Below are 18,609 nucleotides of genomic sequence, written 5' to 3' on the forward strand. Positions count from 1 at the left end.
CCCCGCGATGCACACCGGCCATATCATATCCGGGGCGGGCCATCTGGCCCTGTTTGCCTGGGCCCTGATCGGAAGCTTTTCTTTGCCGCCGGATGACGCGATCCAGGTGACCGATGTCGCCTTGATCTCGCCCGAGGAATTCGCGGCCCTGACCCCTGCGGAAACCCCGCCGGGCGCGGATACGAACGTCAACGAACTGCCCGTTCCGGCGCCCGCCGATCAGACGCCCGAGACCCCGCAGACCGACGCGGCCCCCGCCCGGGCCCAGCCCGAGGCGGCCGAGGCCCCGCCGGCGGAAACCGCGCCCCAGGCCCCCGATCTGACCACCCCGCAGGCCGAGGTCGCCGACGCCGCCCCCGAGGTCGCGCCGCCCAGCCCGACCACGGATGACGTGACGGTCGTGGTGCCCGAACAATCCGAAGAAGCCCCGCGCGACATTCAGCGCGTCGCCCCGCGTCCGATCCTGCGCCCCAACCCCGATGCCGCTGTCGGCGATGCGCCCACGGCCCCGACCGCGCCCTCGGAACAGGCCGAAGAGGTCCTGCCCGCCGAGGAAGAAAAAGCGCCCGAGGAAGCCACGACCCGCATCCTGACCGAGGCCGACGACAAGGGCGACGGCCCGCCGAAATCCTCGAAACGGCCGCCCTCGGCCCGGCCCGAACGTGTTGCGGCAGCCGAACCTGAGCCGAAGCCCGAGCCGAAACCGGAACCCAAGCCCGAGCCGAAACCCGAAGCCAAACCGACCGAGACGCCGAAACAGGCCGACGCGATCAATGACGCGCTGGAAAAGGCGCTGGCCGGGGCCGCCCCCGCAGCCCCCAGCACCGATGCGCCCGCCGGTCCCGCCGGCCCGCCGCTGACCAGCGGCGAAAAGGATGCGCTTCGGGTGGCGGTTTCCGCCTGCTGGAACACCGGGTCCCTGTCCACGGACGCGCTGCGCACTACAGTCGTTGTCACCGTGGAGATGTCCGAAGACGGACGGCCGCGGACAGATACCATCCGGATGCTGACCTCTCAGGGTGGTTCGGGTGAGGCCGTGCGCCAGGCCTTCGAAGCCGCCCGCCGGGCGATCATCCGCTGTGGTGCAAATGGTTTTGGCCTGCCGGTGGACAAGTACGATCACTGGCGTGACATTGAAATGACATTCAATCCGGAGAAGATGCGGATCAAATGACCAAAGTTCTGACCCATTCCGTGACCCGCCCGCTGGCGCTTTTCGCTGCTGCGCTGTGTTTGTCCCTTCCTCTCGCCGTGCCCTTCGCCACCCCGGCGGCGGCACAGGACGGGCCGCTGCGCATCGAGATCACCGAAGGCGTGATCGAACCGCTGCCCTTCGCCGCCCCGGTGTTCGAGGCCGAAACGAGCGGCTCGGCCGAGCTTGCGGCGCAGATCACCCAGGTGGTGGCCGATGACCTGACAGGCACCGGCCTGTTCCGCGCCATCCCGCAAGAGGCGCATATCGCCCGCGTCACCAGCTTTGCCAGCCCCGTGCAATATGCCGACTGGAAGGCGATCAACGCCCAGGCGCTGATCACCGGCGCGGTGGCCGTCACCGGCGACCGGGTGAACGTGAAGTTCCGCCTGTATGACGTCTTCTCGGGGGCGGAAATGGGCGACGGGCTGCAGTTTTCCGGCACCACCGCCGGCTGGCGGCGCATGGCGCACAAGGTGGCCGACGCGGTCTATTCGCGCATCACCGGCGAAGGCCCCTACTTTGACAGCCGCGTCGTGCACGTGGCCGAGACCGGGCCGAAGAACGACCGCCGCAAGCGCCTGGCGATCATGGATTACGACGGTGCCAACGTGCAGTACCTGACCGACAGCTCGTCCATCGTGCTGGCCCCGCGTTTTTCGCCCACGGGCGACCGGGTGCTGTACACCAGCTATGAAACCGGCTTTCCGAAGATCTACGTGCTGGACGTGGCTTCGGTGAACCGCCGCACGCTGAACACGCCCGAAGGCACCATGTCCTTCGCGCCGCGCTTCGCGCCCAATGGCCAGACGATCGTCTATTCGCTGACCCAGGGCGGCAATACCGACATCTTCTCGATGGATATCGCGTCGGGGGCCTCGACCCGGCTGACCAGCGCGCCGTCCATCGAAACCGCGCCCAGCTTTTCGCCCGACGGCAGCCGCATCGTGTTCGAAAGCGACCGTTCCGGATCGCAGCAGCTGTACATCATGCCCGTGGGTGGCGGCGAACCGACCCGCATTTCCTTTGGGCAGGGGCGCTACGGCACGCCCGTGTGGTCGCCGCGCGGGGACCTGATCGCCTTTACCAAGCAATCCAAGGGCCGGTTCCATATCGGCGTCATGCGCACCGACGGGTCCGAGGAACGGCTGCTGACCGCGTCCTTCCTGGACGAAGGCCCGACCTGGGCCCCCAATGGCCGCGTCATCATGTTCACCCGCGAAACGCAAGGCGCGGCGGGTGAGGCGGCGCTCTATTCCGTCGACATCTCGGGCCGGAACCTGAAACGCGTCCGCACCGAGGGCGCGGCCTCCGACCCGTCCTGGTCGCCGCTGCAATAACGCGGCGGCAGGGCCCGCAAACACTTACGTTCACCACCCGCCCGGAAAATGCTAGACACATACCAGATCCGGGCAAACGAGAGACAATGAGGCACAAGATGAAACATCTGACACGCGCGATGCTGATCGTATCCGCCCTGGCGCTGGCCGCCTGTTCGCAGAACGAACGCTTTGACAATGACGTCGCCCTGGGCGGCGCGGGCGCAAATGGCGCCATCGTTCCCGGGTCGGCCAATGACCCGACCTCGCCGCTGTATTTCCAAAGCGCCGTGGGCGACCGCGTGCTCTTTGCCGTTGACCAGCACACGCTGTCCGACGCCGCGCGCCTGACGCTGAACGCCCAGGCCCAGTGGCTGATGGCCAACCCCGATTACACCGCCGTGATCGAAGGCCATGCCGACGAACAGGGTACGCGGGAATACAACCTTGCCCTGGGCGGCCGCCGCGCCAATGCCGCGCGCGAATACCTGATCACCCAGGGCGTGTCGCCTGCACGTCTGCGCACTGTGACCTATGGCAAGGAACGCCCGATCGAGATCTGCTCGGTCGAAAGCTGCTATGCCAAGAACCGCCGCGCCGTGACCGTCCTGGCCGCCGGGGCCATCAGCTAAGTCAGCCAAAAGGGGGCACGCCATGCGGAACCTCATCGCTATCGGCCTGGTCGCCATCCTGCCCTTCGGGGCGGTGGCACCGGCCACGGCCCAGTCGCGCGATCAGACCCTGGCGGACATCCGCCAGGAGCTGACAGTGCTGAACGTCGAGATCCAGAAGCTCAAGCGTGAGCTGTCCACCACCGGCAGTGCCTCGGGTGCCGCCGTGGGCGGATCGGTGCTGGAACGGGTCGACGCGCTCGAGGCCGAGGCTTCGCGTCTGACCTCGAAGACCGAAGAGCTTGAGTTCCGCATCAATTCGGTGGTGCGCGACGGGACCAACCGGATCGGAGACCTGGAATTCCGCCTGGTCGAGCTTGAGGGCGGCGACGTTTCCAAGCTAGGGCAGACCTCGACCCTGGGCGGCCCGCTTCCCGAAGGTCAGGCCGCGGCCCCGGTGATGCCCGCGCCCACGCCCGACACGCCGACCGGCCCCGTCGCCGAGCTGGCCATCGCGGAACGCGCGGATTACGAGGCCGCGCAGGCCGCGCTGGACGCCGGCAATGCCGCCGACGCCGCCGCACGGTTCGAGAAATTCCTGACCACCTATCCCGGCAGCCCGATGCAAGCCCAGGCCGAACTGGGTCGCGGCAAGGCGCTGGATGCCAATGGCGAAACGACCAAGGCCGCGCGCGCCTTCCTGGCCGCCTTTTCCACCGCGCCCGACGGCCCCGTTGCCCCCGAGGCGCTGTTGAAGCTGGGGCAGGGCCTGTCGAAGCTGGGGCAGGGCCCCGAGGCCTGCACCACCCTGGCCGAGGTCGGCAACCGCTTCCCCGGTGCTCCGCAGGTCGCGCAGGCGCAGCAGGCACGGGCCTCTCTGGGTTGCCAGTAAGCGGTCGGGGTGCGCGCGCCGTCCGACATGGGACAAAAGGGCGGGGGGCCTGACGAAAGGCCCCTGGCCCAGCCCACCCCCGGAACCACCGTCGCGGGCGTCATCGCCCGCGCCATGACCCCGCCTGACGGTCTGCCGCTGGATGGCCCCCTGGCCGTCGCGGTCTCGGGCGGATCGGACAGCCTTGGTCTTTTGCTCGTCCTTCGGGATTGGGCGGCGACGCGGGGCATCACCCTTCATGCGGTGACCGTGGACCACCGCCTGCGCCCCGAGGCCGCGGATGAGGCCCGCTTTGTCGCCCGCACCGCCGCCGAATGGGCCATCCCGCATGACATCCTGACCTGGGACGCAGGCCCTGCGCCGACCGGCAACCTGCCCGATCAGGCCCGCCGCGCGCGCTATGGGTTGTTGACGGACTGGGCGCGGGACAGGGGCATCGCGGCCATTGCCCTGGGCCACACCGCCGACGATCAGGCCGAAACGCTGTTGATGCGCCTGGGCCGGGGCGCAGGGATCGACGGGCTGTCCACGATGGCGGCCCGGCATGTCCGCGATGGCGTCGCCTTCCTGCGGCCCGCCCTGTCGCTGCGCCGCGAGGATCTGCGCAACGTGCTGCGCGCCGCCGGTCAGACCTGGGTCGAGGATCCGTCCAACGACGACGACAGCTATGACCGGGTGCGGCTGCGCCAGGCGATGCCCCTCCTGGACGAGCTTGGGCTGGGGGTTCCGGCCCTGGCCATGGTGTCGGCCAACCTGGCCCAGGTGCGCGACGCACTGGACCATTACACGCGGGCCGAGGCCGTGCGCCTGGTCACTCAGGATGCGGGCGGCGACATCCTGATGCCGCTGGACCAATGGGCCGCCCTGCCGCCCGAGATCGCCCGCCGCCTGCTGCGCGCGGGCCTGACCCATGTGGCCGGCCCCGGCTACCCCCCGCGTGGGCGGGCGCTGGATCAGCTGATGCAGGCGCTGCGGGCCGGGCGGGGCCAGCCCCTGGGCGGCTGCCTTGTGCAAGGGACCCGCAATACCCTGCGCATCACCCGCGAACCCGCCGCCGTGGCGGGGCTGATCGCGAGGCTGACTGCTGAGCCGGCTTCTGGGCCGGGGGCTGTCTGGGACGGGCGCTGGCAGCTGTCAGGCCCCTTTGCCGACACCGACGAAATCCGCGCCTGCGGTGAGGCCGGGCTGGCCGCCATCCCCGACTGGCGCGTCACCGGGCTGCCCCGCGCCACGCTGATGGCGACCCCGGCTGTCTGGCGGGGTGATCGGCTGATCGCCGCCCCCCTGGCCGGCTTTGCCAGCGATTTCAACGCAACCCTGCTGCGCGGGCTAGAAGATTTCGATGCGGCAATCCGCACGCATTGAACCTGGGCCAGCAAATCTTATTTTAGTTCCCAACTGGGTATGATACGCCCCGCCTATCCCCAATCAGGAGGAGCTTTCCTTGGGCAACGCGAGACAATTCGCCTTCTGGGTCGTTCTTTTGCTGCTGATCGTGGCGCTGTTCAACCTGTTCAGCGGTTCCGGCAACACACTGCAAAGCCGTGAGATCCCTTATTCCGACTTCGTGACAGCGGTCGAGGCTGGCAATGTCAGCTCGGTCACGCTGGATGGCGAACAGGTCCGCTATCGCGGGTCCGATGGTCAGGACTACGTGACCATCAAGCCGGACGATTCCGATCTGACCGACAAGCTGATCGACGCCAACATCCCCGTGACGGCCAAAAGCCAGGAGGAGTCGGGCTTCCAGACCTTCCTCGTGTCGCTGCTGCCGATCCTGCTGCTGATCGGTGTCTGGATCTATTTCATGAACCGCATGCAGGGCGGCGGGAAGGGCGGGGCCATGGGCTTTGGCAAATCCCGTGCCAAGCTGCTGACCGAAAAGCATGGCCGCGTCACCTTTGACGACGTCGCCGGCATCGACGAAGCCAAGGAAGAGCTGGAAGAGATCGTCGAATTCCTGCGCAATCCGCAGAAATTCAGCCGCCTCGGCGGCAAGATCCCCAAGGGCGCGCTTCTGGTTGGCCCTCCGGGCACCGGTAAGACGCTGCTGGCCCGTGCCATCGCGGGTGAGGCGGGCGTGCCCTTCTTCACCATCTCGGGCTCGGACTTCGTGGAAATGTTCGTTGGTGTGGGTGCATCCCGTGTCCGCGACATGTTCGAACAGGCCAAGAAGAACGCACCCTGCATCGTCTTCATCGACGAAATCGACGCCGTGGGTCGCCATCGTGGTGCCGGCTATGGCGGCGGTAACGACGAACGCGAACAGACGCTGAACCAGCTGCTGGTCGAGATGGACGGGTTCGAGGCCAACGAGGGTGTCATTATCCTGGCCGCCACCAACCGCCGCGACGTTCTGGACCCCGCGCTGCTGCGCCCGGGCCGTTTCGACCGTCAGGTCACCGTGCCGAACCCCGACATCAAGGGCCGCGAGAAGATCCTGTCGGTTCACGCCCGCAAGACCCCCCTGGGTCCGGACGTCGACCTGCGCATCATCGCGCGCGGCACCCCAGGTTTCTCGGGTGCGGATCTGGCCAACCTGGTGAACGAGGCCGCGCTGATGGCCGCCCGTGTCGGCCGCCGCTTCGTCACCATGGTCGACTTCGAAAACGCCAAGGACAAGGTCATGATGGGTGCCGAGCGCCGGTCGATGGTCTTGACGCCCGATCAGAAGGAAAAGACCGCCTATCACGAGGCAGGCCATGCCGTTGTCGGCCTGACCCTGCCCAAGTGCGACCCGGTCTACAAGGCGACGATCATCCCGCGCGGCGGTGCGCTTGGCATGGTTGTCTCGCTTCCGGAAATCGACCGCCTGAACTGGCACAAGTCCGAATGCGAAGAGAAACTCGCCATGACCATGGCCGGCAAGGCTGCCGAGATCATGAAGTATGGCGAGGGCGAGGTCTCGAACGGCCCCGCAGGCGACATCCAGCAGGCTTCGGCCCTGGCGCGCGCCATGGTTCTTCGTTGGGGCATGTCCGACAAGGTCGGCAACGTCGACTATGAACAGGCGCACGAAGGCTACAACGGCAACGGTGCTGGCGGCTTCTCGATCTCGGCTCACACGAAAGAGCTGATCGAAGAAGAAGTGAAGCGCATGATCGACGACGCCTACAAGCGGGCCTACCAGATCCTCACCGACAAGCACGAGGAATGGGAACGCCTGGCGCAGGGGCTTCTGGAATACGAAACCCTGACCGGCGACGAGATCAAGCGCGTCATGAACGGCGAACCGCCGCAATCCTCGGACGAGGATGAAGGATCTGACGAAGGCTCCGCCCCCTCGGTCACCGCGATTCCGAAGACCAAGCCGCGCTCCAAGCCCGGGTCGGGTCTGGAACCGGAACCGACGGCATAAGGCCTATAGCCTGAGATCGAATGAACGAAGGGCCGGGGGGCGACCCCTGGCCCTTTTGCTTTGCGTCTTGGCCCGAAATCGGGCGATCAGGCGATCAGGCGATCAGGCTTTCCATCGGGGCCCAGGGCCCGTGCGGCAGACCGTCGGGCAGATCGAAGGCAAAGACACAGCCTCCGCCGGCCAGCTGATCATGCCGCCGGTCGATCGGCAGCCCGGCCAGTGCGCAATACAACAGCGTGCCGACCCCGCCGTGCCCGACAAACAGCACATCGCCCGCATCATCCGCGGCCGGGATCTGCGCCAGCAGGCGGTGCACCTCTCCTACCACGCGGGCCTGGGCGGCACGGGCGGTTTCCCAGCCCCGGACGCTGTCGTCGGGGCGGGCAAAGAACCGATCCGCCGTCCGTTCGAACTCATCCGGTGGCAGGAACCCGGTGGCGCTGCGGTCGTTTTCATGCAGGGCAGGGCGGATCCACAGGTCCGCGCCCAGGGCCTGGGCCAGGGGTCGGGCAGTGTCCGTCGCCTTGACCTCGTCGCTGCTGATCACGTGCCGCGTGCCCCGCAGCGCGTCCGATGCCGCAAGCGCCGCAACCCGCGCCCGCCCCTTGGCATTCAGCGACCAGTGGCGAATGTCGATCAGGGAATCGATCTGCACCTCGGGGTGCGTGAGGTATCGGGCGATGCGCGGCATGGCACCACCCTAGATCCTGCCCGTGTCAGCGGTATGACGCGGGCCCACGCGCCTTGGGCGAACTGACCCTTTGCGCGTAGCGGGCCGCGCGCTATTCATTGGGCAGACCAGTGTGAGGTTTCATGCAAGATCAGCCCCTTGAAGTCCTGTCACGGACCGTCCTGCTGCGCCCGGGCGTCGATCTGACGATGCGTCTTCCGGCGCGCAGCGCGCCCGCGATCACCGATCTTGGCTGTGGCTCCGGGCTGCTGGGTCCGGTGCTGCGGGCGCGCTTTCCCAAGGCGCGGATCACAGGCGTCGATGCCGGGGCCGCCGCCCTGCAAGAGGCCTGGAAGACCGGCTCTTACGACGCGCTGGAAGAACAATCGCCCCGCGACTGGACCCCGCAGACGGCCCCCGACATCCTGATCCTGAACGATCCCGGCTGGTTGGGGCCCGACTGGCTGGACCCCGAAGCGGCCGCGCTGATCCCGCTGTTCGAACGGTTGGCCCCGGGCGGCGTGCTGGCGGTGCAGATGGCGAACCAGTCCCATGCGCCGTCGCATCGCCTGTGGCTTGACCTGGCCGCGGTGCATTTCGCCGACCGCCTGCCCAAGGATGCCATGCCCGCCAGCCCCGACCCCGCGGCGCTGTATGATCTGCTGGAGCCTCTGGGCACCCTTGGCCTGTGGGAGACCGAGTATTATCACCGCCTGCCGCTGGACGGCCCCGGCCACCCGGTGCGGCACCTGACCCTTTCCGCCGCCCGGACGGTGCTTGCCGCGCTGACAAAGGATGAGCAGAAGACCCTGATCGCCCATTACGACGAGGCGATGCGCAGCATCTATCCCCCGCGGGGCGAGGGTGCGGTGCCCCATCTGCTATATGCGCAGAAGCATCTTTTCTTTACCCTGACCCGTCCCGCCTGACCTGACCCGCAGAACCAATCCCGGAGGCCCCATGCCCGCGCTGAAACTGACCGATTTTACCTGCACGATCACCTGGCTGGGGCGTGTGACCGACCGTGACGCGGCCCTGGAATCGCAGCCCTCGGACAGTCTGCGCGCCGGGTTCGACGGGCCCGAGGGCGAATTCCACGGCGGCATCAACCGCCCGTCCTGTTCGCGGGTGATGCACCTGCACCCGCGCAATACGCCGATCCGCAATGTCCGCCAGTTCTCGATCCTGTCGCAGGAGGACCTGGACCAGATCGCCACCCGGATGGAGGTCGATGCCCTGCACCCCGACTGGCTGGGCGCGACCATGGTGGTAAAGGGGCTGCCCGATTTCACCCATCTGCCGCCCTTGTCCCGGCTGCAGGGGCCGGACGGCGTGACGCTTGTGGTGGATATGGAAAACCGGCCCTGTCAGCTTCCGGCCAAGGTGATCGAAGGCCATCTGCCCGGCATGGGCAAACGCTTCAAATCCGCGGCCAAGGGGCTGCGGGGCGTCACCGCCTGGGTCGAACGCGAAGGCGTTTTGTCCCTGGGCGACAGCCTGCGTCTTGCCATCCCCGATCAGCCCGTCTGGTCCCAGCTTGAGGCCGCCCGGAAAGGGTAACCCTTGCCGGGGCGACGATGTACGGATTGCGCCGGGGGCCTTGGGCAGGGGCGAATGGGTCACCGCGGCCCGCCCACAGGGATTTGCCGCCTCAGGCACCTTGGCGCAGACCACCCCCGAAACCGCACTTCTGATAAAGCAAACGGCCGCCCCGAAGGACGGCCGCTGTGCTATTCCCCACGAACAGCGTCCTGACAGGCAGTAGGGCGCAAAGGCGTGGGGAAACCGGGGAAATTCCCGAATCTATATGGCTAGATAACCTTCGTCTCAGACGGCGGTCAGGATGCCGGCCGCGATCAGAAGGGTAATCGCAAAACTTGCGTGAAAAACGATTGCAGCAGCTTTCATGGTCAATTCCTTTATGCGGTGCGAGGGGGCGGCAGATCACCCATCCCGCAGGTCCGTTCTTGATGAAATAACGCCAGTATACCACGGTTGGTTCCCGCACTTGACGACACTTGTTTCATCAAACTGTTTCCGATTCGCCCGGATCTACGGCGAAATCATCGTCTCAAAGGTCGTAATAATCGGTTAACGACGCCGGCAGTCAGGCTAACGAATAGGGGTGCCAACCGCCCCCGGCAGATGTATCTGCCAAAGGAGCCAAACGGGAGGAGACGCAGGGATGAGCCATCTGACGGACATCGAAATCGCCCGCGCCGCGCGCGCGAAACCCATTCAGGATATCGGGGCGAGCCTTGGCATTCCACCCGAACACCTGCTGCCCTATGGCCATGACAAGGCCAAGGTTGACCAGGGGTTCATCACGTCCCTCTCCGACCGTCCGAACGGCAAGCTGATCCTGGTCACCGCGATCAACCCGACCCCCGCGGGCGAGGGCAAGACCACCACCACCGTGGGCCTGGGCGACGGGCTGTCACGCATCGGCAAGAAGGCGGCGATCTGTATCCGCGAGGCCTCGCTCGGGCCGAATTTCGGCATGAAGGGCGGCGCGGCGGGCGGCGGCCATGCGCAGGTGATCCCGATGGAGGACATGAACCTGCATTTCACCGGCGATTTCCACGCCATCACCAGCGCGCATAACCTGCTGTCGGCGATGATCGACAACCACATCTACTGGGGGAACGAGCTGGAGATCGACGAACGCCGCGTGGTCTGGCGGCGGGTGCTGGACATGAACGACCGGGCGCTGCGCGATGTTGTGACCTCGCTTGGCGGGGTGGCTAACGGTTTCCCGCGCCAGACCGGGTTCGACATCACCGTGGCCTCCGAGGTCATGGCGATCCTGTGCCTGGCGTCCGACCTGCAGGATCTGCAGCGCCGGCTGGGCGACATGATCGTCGCCTACCGCCGGGACCGCAGCCCGATCTACGCCCGCGATCTGAAGGCCGACGGGGCGATGACGGTGCTTCTGAAGGATGCGATGCAGCCCAACCTGGTGCAGACGTTGGAACATACGCCGGCCTTCGTGCACGGCGGGCCCTTTGCCAATATCGCCCATGGCTGCAATTCGGTGATCGCCACGACCACCGCCCTGAAGCTGGCCGACTACGTGGTGACCGAAGCGGGCTTTGGCGCCGACCTCGGGGCCGAGAAGTTCATGAACATCAAGTGCCGCAAGGCCGGCCTGTCCCCCGATTGCGTCGTGCTGGTCGCCACCATCCGGGCGATGAAGATGAACGGCGGCGTGGCCAAGGCCGACCTGGGCGCGGAAAACGTTTCGGCGGTGGAAAGCGGCTGCGCCAACCTGGGCCGCCATATCGAGAACCTCAAAAGCTTTGGCGTGCCGGTGGTCGTGGGCATCAACCATTTCACCGGCGACACCGAGGCCGAGATCGCCGCCGTCCAGGCCTATGTCGCGGGCCAGGGGGCCGAGGCCGTGGTCTGCTGCCACTGGGCCGAGGGATCCCGCGGCATCACCGACCTGGCCACCCGCGTCGCGGCGCTGGCCGACAGCGGCCAGGCGCAGTTCGCGCCCTTGTACGGCGATGAGATGCCGCTGTTCGACAAGATCGACTGCATCGCCAAGCGGATCTATCGCGCCGACGAGGTGCTGGCCCCGACAGCGATCCGCGACCAGCTGCGCGCCTGGGAAGAGGCCGGCTATGGCCACCTGCCGATCTGCATGGCGAAGACGCAATATTCCTTTTCGACCGATCCGAACCTGCGCGGGGCCCCGACCGGGCATTCCCTGCCGGTGCGCGAGGTCCGCCTGTCCGCCGGGGCGGGCTTCGTCGTGGCGATCTGCGGGGACATCATGACGATGCCGGGCCTGCCACGGGTTCCGTCCGCCGAAAAGATCATGCTAAACGACGCGGGCGCGGTCACGGGCCTGTTCTGACAATCCATCCGACACCGGCCATGACGGCCGCGTGACGCGCGTGTCCGGCCCGTCCGGTCCGGCCACGACGCCCCACCCGCCGTCCCGCGGGTCCGCAAGGACCCCAAGGATGGCCCCGAACCCGCACCCTTGAAGGAGTGTCTGAATGAGCGCCCAGATCCTCGACGGCAAGGCCTTTGCCGCCACCATCCGTGCCAAGGTCGCCGACCACGTGTCGCGCCTGATGGCCGATCACGACATCCAGCCCGGCCTGGCCGTCGTGCTGGTCGGGGAGGACCCCGCATCCGAGGTCTATGTCCGCAACAAGGGCATCGCGACCCGGGAATGCGGCATGAAATCGGTCGAGCACAAGCTGCCCGCCGAGACCTCGGCCGAGGATCTTTACGCGCTGATCGACAGCTTGAACGCCGATCCCTCGATCCACGGCATCCTGGTGCAGTTCCCCGTGCCCGACCACCTGTCCGAACGGGACATCGTCGCCCGCATCGACCCGGCCAAGGACGTCGATGGCCTGTCGGTGGTGAACGCGGGCCTTCTGGCCAGCGGTCAGCAGGCCATGGCCTCCTGCACGCCGCTTGGCTGCCTGATGCTGCTGCGCGATACGCTTGGGGATCTGTCGGGCAAGGACGCGGTGATCATCGGCCGGTCGAACCTGGTCGGCAAGCCGATGGCCCAGCTTCTGCTGCGCGACAGCTGCACCGTGACCATCGCCCATTCCCGCACCAAAGACCTGGCCGAGACGGTGCGCCGCGCGGATATCGTGGTGGCGGCCGTGGGCCGTCCGCAGATGGTGCCAGGCGATTGGATCAAGCCCGGTGCCACGGTGATCGACGTGGGCATCAACCGCATTCCCGCCCCCGAGAAGGGCGAAGGCAAGACGCGACTTGTGGGCGACGTGGATTTCGACAGCGCCAAAGAGGTCGCGGGCCATATCACCCCCGTGCCCGGCGGCGTCGGCCCACTGACCATCGCCTGCCTGCTGGCCAACACGGTCACGGCCGCCTGCCGGATCAACGGGCTGGATGAGCCCGAGGGCCTGACGGCCTGATCTTTGTATAGCGGGGCAGGGCGGAGGTATCCGGCCTGCCCTTATTTGGCTAACCTCTAGCCGGGGTGAGCCTTGTGAGGATGCCTGCTTCGCAGGAAGGGCCTGTGAAGCGTCGGCCGGGCCTGCAGTCTGGCTGCGTCTCCGCGATACATGTCCAATCTTCCCGCGCGTTGTCCGGGGTTTGGTGACGCAAACCTCAGGTGCTTGTTAGGTCGGCCCGCACCAGTTCAGGTCGACCTAGTCTTGGCCGGACCATGGCCACAAGGGTTCGTCACCCGTCACCCGTCATCTTTGCTGGCGACACGTCCGGGATGAGCGTGGGTCGTGCTGAAACAGAGGGCGGATTGGGAAACGTGACCCGCGCCCGTGTCGGAAGCCAAGCCGCGAAGCGGCGGGGGCCTGAGCAAAAGGCTCAGCACGGGAAAAGCACGCAAACCCGCCAACCACGCGGTCAGGCACCCCCGTCAAAGCGCCATCATAGACCCCTGAAGCACCGCCACGTCCCGTGCCGTGCCGTCCTTCACCGCCGTCACCGTGGCCCCGACCACGAACAACCGGCGGCCCGGTTTGATCACGTGGCCGCGCGCTTCAAGGTAGTCTCCGTCCGCCGGGGCCAACAGGTTGATCTTGATCTCGGCGGTCACGACCTGATCGCCTTCGGGCATCATCGACATCGCGGCAAAGCCCGCCGCCGTGTCGCCCAGGGCAAAGCTCAGCGCGGCGTGGCCATGGCCGGTGTGCTGCCGCGCTAGATCCAGGATCGGGGCGCGCAGCACGACCTCACCGGGTTTGGCGGAAAAGACCTCGGCCCCGAGGGTCTGCATCATCGGCTGTTGCGCAAAGGCGTCGCGCACGCGTTTTTCGATCGGATCCATCTGGGTCTGTTCCTCTTCCCCGTCTTGTTCCCCGTCTTGCGGGTGCCTGTTCGTGGCGCTTATTCAGGGCCATGGCGGCGGCCGCTTGGTCCGGGCTGCTTGTCCCACGGCGTCTTGCTCCGATGGCCCGTCCCGCAGCCCGTCCTTTCGCGCCGTCTACCGCCGGGGCATCGGCACGGCCCGCGCCACCCGTCCGGTCAGAATGGCCAGAGCCTGCGGGGCCATCAACCCGGAAAGCGCCGGATCATGGCACCACAGGCCCCCGGTATAGGTGCCGTAGGCGGGCAGGATCAGGCGGGCCCGGTCCACCAGAAAGCAGCGATGCGCCCGGCCGGCAACCCGCGCCTTGGGGTGGTAATGGCCCGAGACCTCTGCCCGCGCGTCTGCCCCAGTCCCGGCCGCGCTGCTGGCCTTTGCGCTTTTGCTCTCCGGCGGGTGCCGAAAGGCCGGTTCAGACCGGCTGAAATCCGGCGTGGCGATATGGCGGAACAGCAGCGGGCCAAGCACCAGCTCGGCCAGATGGGTGCCGCCCAGGGCAAGGGGGCCAGGGTCGTGGTTCCCTTCGATCCAGGTCCAGTCGCGCCCGGCCTGCAACCGCATCAGCCAGTCCATAACCTGATCTCCCAGGCCCTCGGCGGCGGCGCGGTCATCGAAACTGTCGCCCAGGCACAGGACGTGCTGCGCGGCTGTTGCCTGCAGGTCGGCCTCGAGCCTTTCGAGCGTGTCCAGGGCCTCGTACGGGGGCAGGCTGGCCCCGCCCAGCCGCGCGATCCGTTCGGATTTGCCCAGGTGCAGGTCCGAAACCACCAGCAGCGACTGCCCCGGCCAGTGCAGCGCCCCCGAGGGCAGGGCGATGAGCGACGCGCCCTGAAGCTCGAACGGAAGCCCGGTCTGGGGTGTTCCCCGGGGCTGGCATCGGGACGTGTCTTGGGTCACGGGCGGATCATGCGTCCTGTGCGGTGGCGGGGCGGGGGTGGTCGTTCTGATCGGTTTTGGCAGGAGCCGTGGGGGGTGTCCAGATAGCGGTCTGTCCAGATTGGGGCAGACAGGCGGGCAGACAGGAGCGCAGACACTTGGGGCATTCAGGGACACATCAGTATCGCCGGGTTGGTTCGGACTGTCCGATTGTGCCTGGTCGGATGACGTGGGCCAAATGAAACGGGCCGATTGCGTCTGGCGGGTTGGCGCGGGCCTATTGCGGCGGGCGGACGCGCAGCCCGTTTAGGCTATCGGATCGGGCCATCCGCGTCGTGCAGGCAAATGCCCGGGTCATGGCGGAGTAGGTCGGTACGAAAATGGCCGGTCATGGGCTGGCCCGGTGCGCTCGGCAAAGACACAGGGCGGCGGTGCTGTTCGCCATCGACCAATCAGTGGCCCCCAACACTGCATTCGACCTAGGGCGGGACAGCGAACCGCGCCCCCCCCGGGACCGGACAGGCCGCGCTAGGGATCAATCCCTGACAACCCGGCCTCGGCCATCATGCGCTCGGCCTCTTCCGCGACCAGCCTTTCGCGACCCATGCCATCCACCGGCACCTTGCCGACCTCCAGGAACAGCGGGGCCGAGAGCGGCGTCACCCGGTCCAGGCGCATCACGTCGATGCGGCCTTCGACCCGCGCCAGCATCTCTTCGATGCGGCCGAAATCGACCAGCCCGCGCATGGCCTCTTCGCGGGTGATGTCCATCAACAGATGCTCGGGGTCGTATTTCATCAGCGTGTCATAGAGGATGTCCGACGAAAACGTCGCCTGCCGCCCGGTCTTGCGCTTGGCGGGGGCGTTGCGCTGGATCAGCTGGGCGATATGGGCGGCATTGCGGAAGGTGCGTTTCATCACCGCGTTGTCCGCCAGCCAGCGGTCCAGCCCGGCATGGATCGCGTCCGACCGCAACAGGGGCACCGGGTCCAGCACGGCCTCGAGCCCCCAGATCAGCACCGCGTAATCCGAGGTGACGAAGCCAAGCGGATCCAGACCCATCTCCTCCATCCGCTTGGTCAGGATCAGCCCGAGCGTCTGCATCGCATTGCGCCCGGCAAAGCCGTAGACACACAGCTGTTCGCGCCCGTCAAAGGGGAAGCTTTCCACCAGCAGATGGCCGGGGCGGGGCAGGGCCGAGATCTCTCGCTGAAGGGCCAGCCATTCGGCGGTGTGGCGCGGAAGCTCGGGCCAGCTGTCCTGCTGGAACATCGCCAGGATGCGCTGCGACAGCTGGGTTGAAGTGGCGAACTTGGTGCCCGCGAAGGTTGCGATCTTGGGTTTCTTGACGCTGGCGCGGGTGACCTCGATCGCGGTTTCCTTCAGGCTTTCATAACGCACGATCCGCCCGCCGATCAGGAAGGTGTCGCCACGCACCAGCTGGGCGGCAAAGCTTTCCTCGATCTCGCCTAAGGGGCGGCCGCCGCCAAAGCGCATCCGCACCTTGACCTTGTCGGTGTCGACGATGGTGCCCAGGTTCATGCGGATCAGCGCGGCGGCGCGGGGATCGCGCAGATGCCAGCGCCCGTCGGTATCCTGCATCAGCCTTTGCCAGCGGTCATAGGCGCGCAGCGCGTAGCCGCCTGTCGCGCAATACTCCAGACATTGATCGAACTGCGCGCGGGACAGACCCGCATAGGCCCCGGCGGTCTTGACCTCGGTGAACAGGGCGCGGTCGTCGAAGGGGCCGGCACAGGCGGTGGCCAGGATATGCTGGCACAGCACGTCGCGCGGGCCGGGGCCACGCGGATCGCCATCAAGGTCGTGGGCGCGCACGGCTTCCAGCGCGGCCAGGCATTCCACCACCTCGAACCGGTTGGCGGGCACTAGCAGCGCCTTGGACGGCGCGTTGTAGCGGTGGTTCGCCCGCCCGATCCGCTGCACCAGCCGCTTGACGTTCTTCGGTGCGCCAACCTGGATCACCAGATCCACGTCGCCCCAATCGATGCCCAGGTCCAGCGACCCGGTGCAGACCACCGCCCGCAGCCGCCCCTGCACCATGGCCTTTTCGACTCTTTCGCGCTGTTCGCGGTCCAGCGATCCGTGGTGGATGCCGATCGGCAGGCTGTCTTCGTTGGCAAGCCAGAGGTTGTGAAAGAAGATCTCGGCCTGGGCGCGGGTGTTGTGAAAGATCAGCGTGGTCTTGTGTTGGCGCACCTGGTCGAGGATCGCGGGGATGGCATAGGCCCCGCCGCCGCCGGACCAGGGCGGGGTGTCTTCGGTTTCCAGCATGCGGATGTCGGGGGCGGGGCCGGGATCGGCCTGCAGGATCGGACAGGGATCGGGATGGCGGGCCAGCAGCCGGGCGATGGCCTGGGGATCCTCGACCGTGGCCGACAGGCCGACGCGGCGCAGATCCGGGCAGAGCCGTTGCAGACGTGCCATCGACAGCCACAGCTGATCGCCGCGCTTGCTGTCGGCGAGGGCGTGGATTTCATCGACAATGATGCGTTTCAGGCCTTTGAAGGTCCGCGCCGCATCCTCGTAGGAACACATCAGCGCCAGGCTTTCCGGCGTGGTCAGCAGGATATGCGGCGGGTCCGCGCGCTGGCGTTTCTTACGAGAGGCGGGCGTGTCGCCGGTGCGATCCTCGACCCGGATGGGCAGGCCCATCTCTTCGATCGGGGTCGAGAGGTTGCGGCGGATGTCCGAGGCCAGCGCCTTGAGCGGCGAGACATAGAGCGTGTGCAGCCCTTCGTGGTCTCCCTCCGCCAGCTCGACCAGGGTGGGCAGGAAGCCGGCCAGGGTCTTGCCGCCGCCCGTGGGGGCAATCAGCAGAAGCGAGGGATCGCCCGCGCGGGCCAGCATCTGTTCCTGATGAGGGTGTACCTGCCAGCCGCGCGTGGCGAACCAGTCGTGGAAGCGCCGGGGCAGGGGGCTGGCGGCATCGTCGCGCGGATCAGTCGCGGTGTCAGGAGGGGTTTCGGGGGCGAACATACCGTGAATATAGAGGCGGCGCGCCAAAGGCCAAGGGGGGAGCAGCAGGCGACGCGCGTGCCCGTTCCGGTCACGACGCCCCGCCCGCCGTCCCTTTGGGTCGCCAGGCGTCCAGGTATATGGTGGAAAGGGCGAGAGGCAGGTTTTGCGGGGCCGGGGCGGCGGTCCCCCCGGCCTTAACTGGCAACCTCAACCCTCGGCCAGTTGCCGCGCCAGTTCCTCGCGCAGGGTTGCGACTTCGCGCGCATAGCGGTCCGAGGCGTGGCTGCCGATCTCGTCCTGCCAATGCGACAGCCGGTGCAGCAGGGGGGTGAGCGTGGCCAGCTCCTCCTCGCTCCAGTCTGAGAGGAAGGAGCCCAGGATCAGGAACTTGATCGTGCGCACCGCCGTCACCACGGCGCGTCCCTTGCCGGTCAGCGTCACGATGGTCCGACGGGCGTCCTGCTGGCTGACGGCGCGTTCGGCGTAGCCCTCGGCGATCAGCTCGGTCACCAGGCGCGAGGCCCGCGACGGGTCGATCCCGAGACGCGCGGCAATGGTCGCCACCATCGTCTCGCCCTCGCGGTCTTCGCTGAATTCGTTCGAGGGGGCCCAGATCGCGATCATCACGTCCAGCTTGGGCAGGTCCACCGGCACGCCCAATTCGCGCAGGGCCATCTGCCCGAGCTCGCGTTTCTGCACGCGACGACGCCAGGCCTGCAGGATCGCGTCCAGTTCCAGCGCGTGATCCATCGTGTCCCGGTTCAGGCCAAAGCCCTCTAGGACGTCTTTCATTGTGTCATCACGCGAAGCTATGGCCGTTCCTCCGGAATTTACGTGCTATTGACATGTATATGACATCGTCACATATATGGGTGCAAGCGCATACCG

At 67.0% G+C, this 18,609-nt stretch carries 15 protein-coding genes; 10 read left to right on the forward strand and 5 right to left on the reverse strand.

The annotated features are described in order from the left end of the window. The first annotated feature begins 7 nt into the window (after positions 1–7). The 6 genes from BMX99_RS02255 to ftsH all read left to right on the forward strand — a co-directional run bounded on the left by BMX99_RS02255 (position 8) and on the right by ftsH (position 7,372). Positions 8–1,174, forward strand: coding sequence for a hypothetical protein (locus tag BMX99_RS02255; protein ID WP_093446665.1), 1,167 nt, complete (start codon positions 8–10; stop codon positions 1,172–1,174). After that, positions 1,171–2,532: a Tol-Pal system beta propeller repeat protein TolB gene (tolB, locus tag BMX99_RS02260; protein WP_261315401.1), complete on the forward strand. Its 1,362-nt coding sequence runs from the start codon at positions 1,171–1,173 to the stop codon at positions 2,530–2,532. Before BMX99_RS02255 ends, tolB begins: the two co-directional genes overlap by 4 nt. A 98-nt stretch (positions 2,533–2,630) precedes the next feature. Beyond that, positions 2,631–3,143 carry a peptidoglycan-associated lipoprotein Pal gene (gene pal / locus BMX99_RS02265; protein WP_093446668.1) on the forward strand — a complete coding sequence of 171 codons (513 nt, stop codon included), beginning with the start codon at positions 2,631–2,633 and terminating at the stop codon, positions 3,141–3,143. Between the two features lie 22 nt (positions 3,144–3,165). Next, on the forward strand, positions 3,166–4,014 hold the full coding sequence (gene ybgF, locus BMX99_RS02270) for a tol-pal system protein YbgF (protein ID WP_093446671.1): 849 nt from the start codon (positions 3,166–3,168) through the stop codon (positions 4,012–4,014). A 114-nt stretch (positions 4,015–4,128) separates the two neighbouring features. Beyond that, positions 4,129–5,379, forward strand: coding sequence for a tRNA lysidine(34) synthetase TilS (gene tilS, locus BMX99_RS02275; RefSeq protein WP_093448394.1), 1,251 nt, complete (start codon positions 4,129–4,131; stop codon positions 5,377–5,379). Positions 5,380–5,458: 79 nt separating this feature from the next. Further along, positions 5,459–7,372, forward strand: coding sequence for an ATP-dependent zinc metalloprotease FtsH (gene ftsH / locus BMX99_RS02280; RefSeq protein WP_093446674.1), 1,914 nt, complete (start codon positions 5,459–5,461; stop codon positions 7,370–7,372). A 94-nt stretch (positions 7,373–7,466) separates the two neighbouring features. On the opposite strand, the gene BMX99_RS02285 is transcribed toward ftsH, so the two are convergent. Then, on the reverse strand, positions 7,467–8,063 hold the full coding sequence (locus BMX99_RS02285; protein WP_093446676.1) for a histidine phosphatase family protein: 597 nt from the start codon (positions 8,061–8,063) through the stop codon (positions 7,467–7,469). Between the two features lie 122 nt (positions 8,064–8,185). Between BMX99_RS02285 and BMX99_RS02290 the strand changes: the two genes are divergently transcribed. The 4 genes from BMX99_RS02290 to folD all read left to right on the forward strand — a co-directional run bounded on the left by BMX99_RS02290 (position 8,186) and on the right by folD (position 12,952). Next, positions 8,186–8,971, forward strand: coding sequence for a methyltransferase (locus tag BMX99_RS02290; protein WP_093446679.1), 786 nt, complete (start codon positions 8,186–8,188; stop codon positions 8,969–8,971). Positions 8,972–9,002: 31 nt separating this feature from the next. Next, entirely contained in the window at positions 9,003–9,602 is a 600-nt protein-coding gene (locus tag BMX99_RS02295; protein ID WP_093446682.1) for an MOSC domain-containing protein, read from the forward strand. Between the two features lie 625 nt (positions 9,603–10,227). Beyond that, on the forward strand, positions 10,228–11,904 hold the full coding sequence (locus BMX99_RS02300) for a formate--tetrahydrofolate ligase (protein ID WP_093446685.1): 1,677 nt from the start codon (positions 10,228–10,230) through the stop codon (positions 11,902–11,904). Between the two features lie 145 nt (positions 11,905–12,049). Next, positions 12,050–12,952, forward strand: coding sequence for a bifunctional methylenetetrahydrofolate dehydrogenase/methenyltetrahydrofolate cyclohydrolase FolD (gene folD / locus BMX99_RS02305; RefSeq protein WP_093446688.1), 903 nt, complete (start codon positions 12,050–12,052; stop codon positions 12,950–12,952). A 464-nt stretch (positions 12,953–13,416) separates the two neighbouring features. Here folD and BMX99_RS02310 read toward each other — a convergent pair whose 3' ends face one another. The 4 genes from BMX99_RS02310 to BMX99_RS02325 form a co-directional block, all read right to left on the reverse strand. Beyond that, entirely contained in the window at positions 13,417–13,827 is a 411-nt protein-coding gene (locus BMX99_RS02310; RefSeq protein WP_093446691.1) for a PaaI family thioesterase, read from the reverse strand. 156 nt (positions 13,828–13,983) lie between these two features. Beyond that, positions 13,984–14,661 (reverse strand): metallophosphoesterase, encoded by a 678-nt coding sequence (locus BMX99_RS02315; protein WP_409371763.1) that lies wholly within the window; start codon positions 14,659–14,661, stop codon positions 13,984–13,986. 609 nt (positions 14,662–15,270) lie between these two features. Next, positions 15,271–17,739, reverse strand: coding sequence for a ligase-associated DNA damage response DEXH box helicase (locus tag BMX99_RS02320; protein WP_093448395.1), 2,469 nt, complete (start codon positions 17,737–17,739; stop codon positions 15,271–15,273). A 189-nt stretch (positions 17,740–17,928) separates the two neighbouring features. Then, the gene (locus BMX99_RS02325) at positions 17,929–18,513 is read right to left on the reverse strand and encodes a MarR family winged helix-turn-helix transcriptional regulator (protein WP_093446696.1); all 585 of its coding nucleotides are present in this window, start codon (positions 18,511–18,513) and stop codon (positions 17,929–17,931) included. Positions 18,514–18,609 lie beyond the last annotated feature (96 nt).

The sequence above is a fragment of the Pseudooceanicola nitratireducens genome (assembly GCF_900109195.1).
GTDB lineage: Bacteria > Pseudomonadota > Alphaproteobacteria > Rhodobacterales > Rhodobacteraceae > Pseudooceanicola > Pseudooceanicola nitratireducens.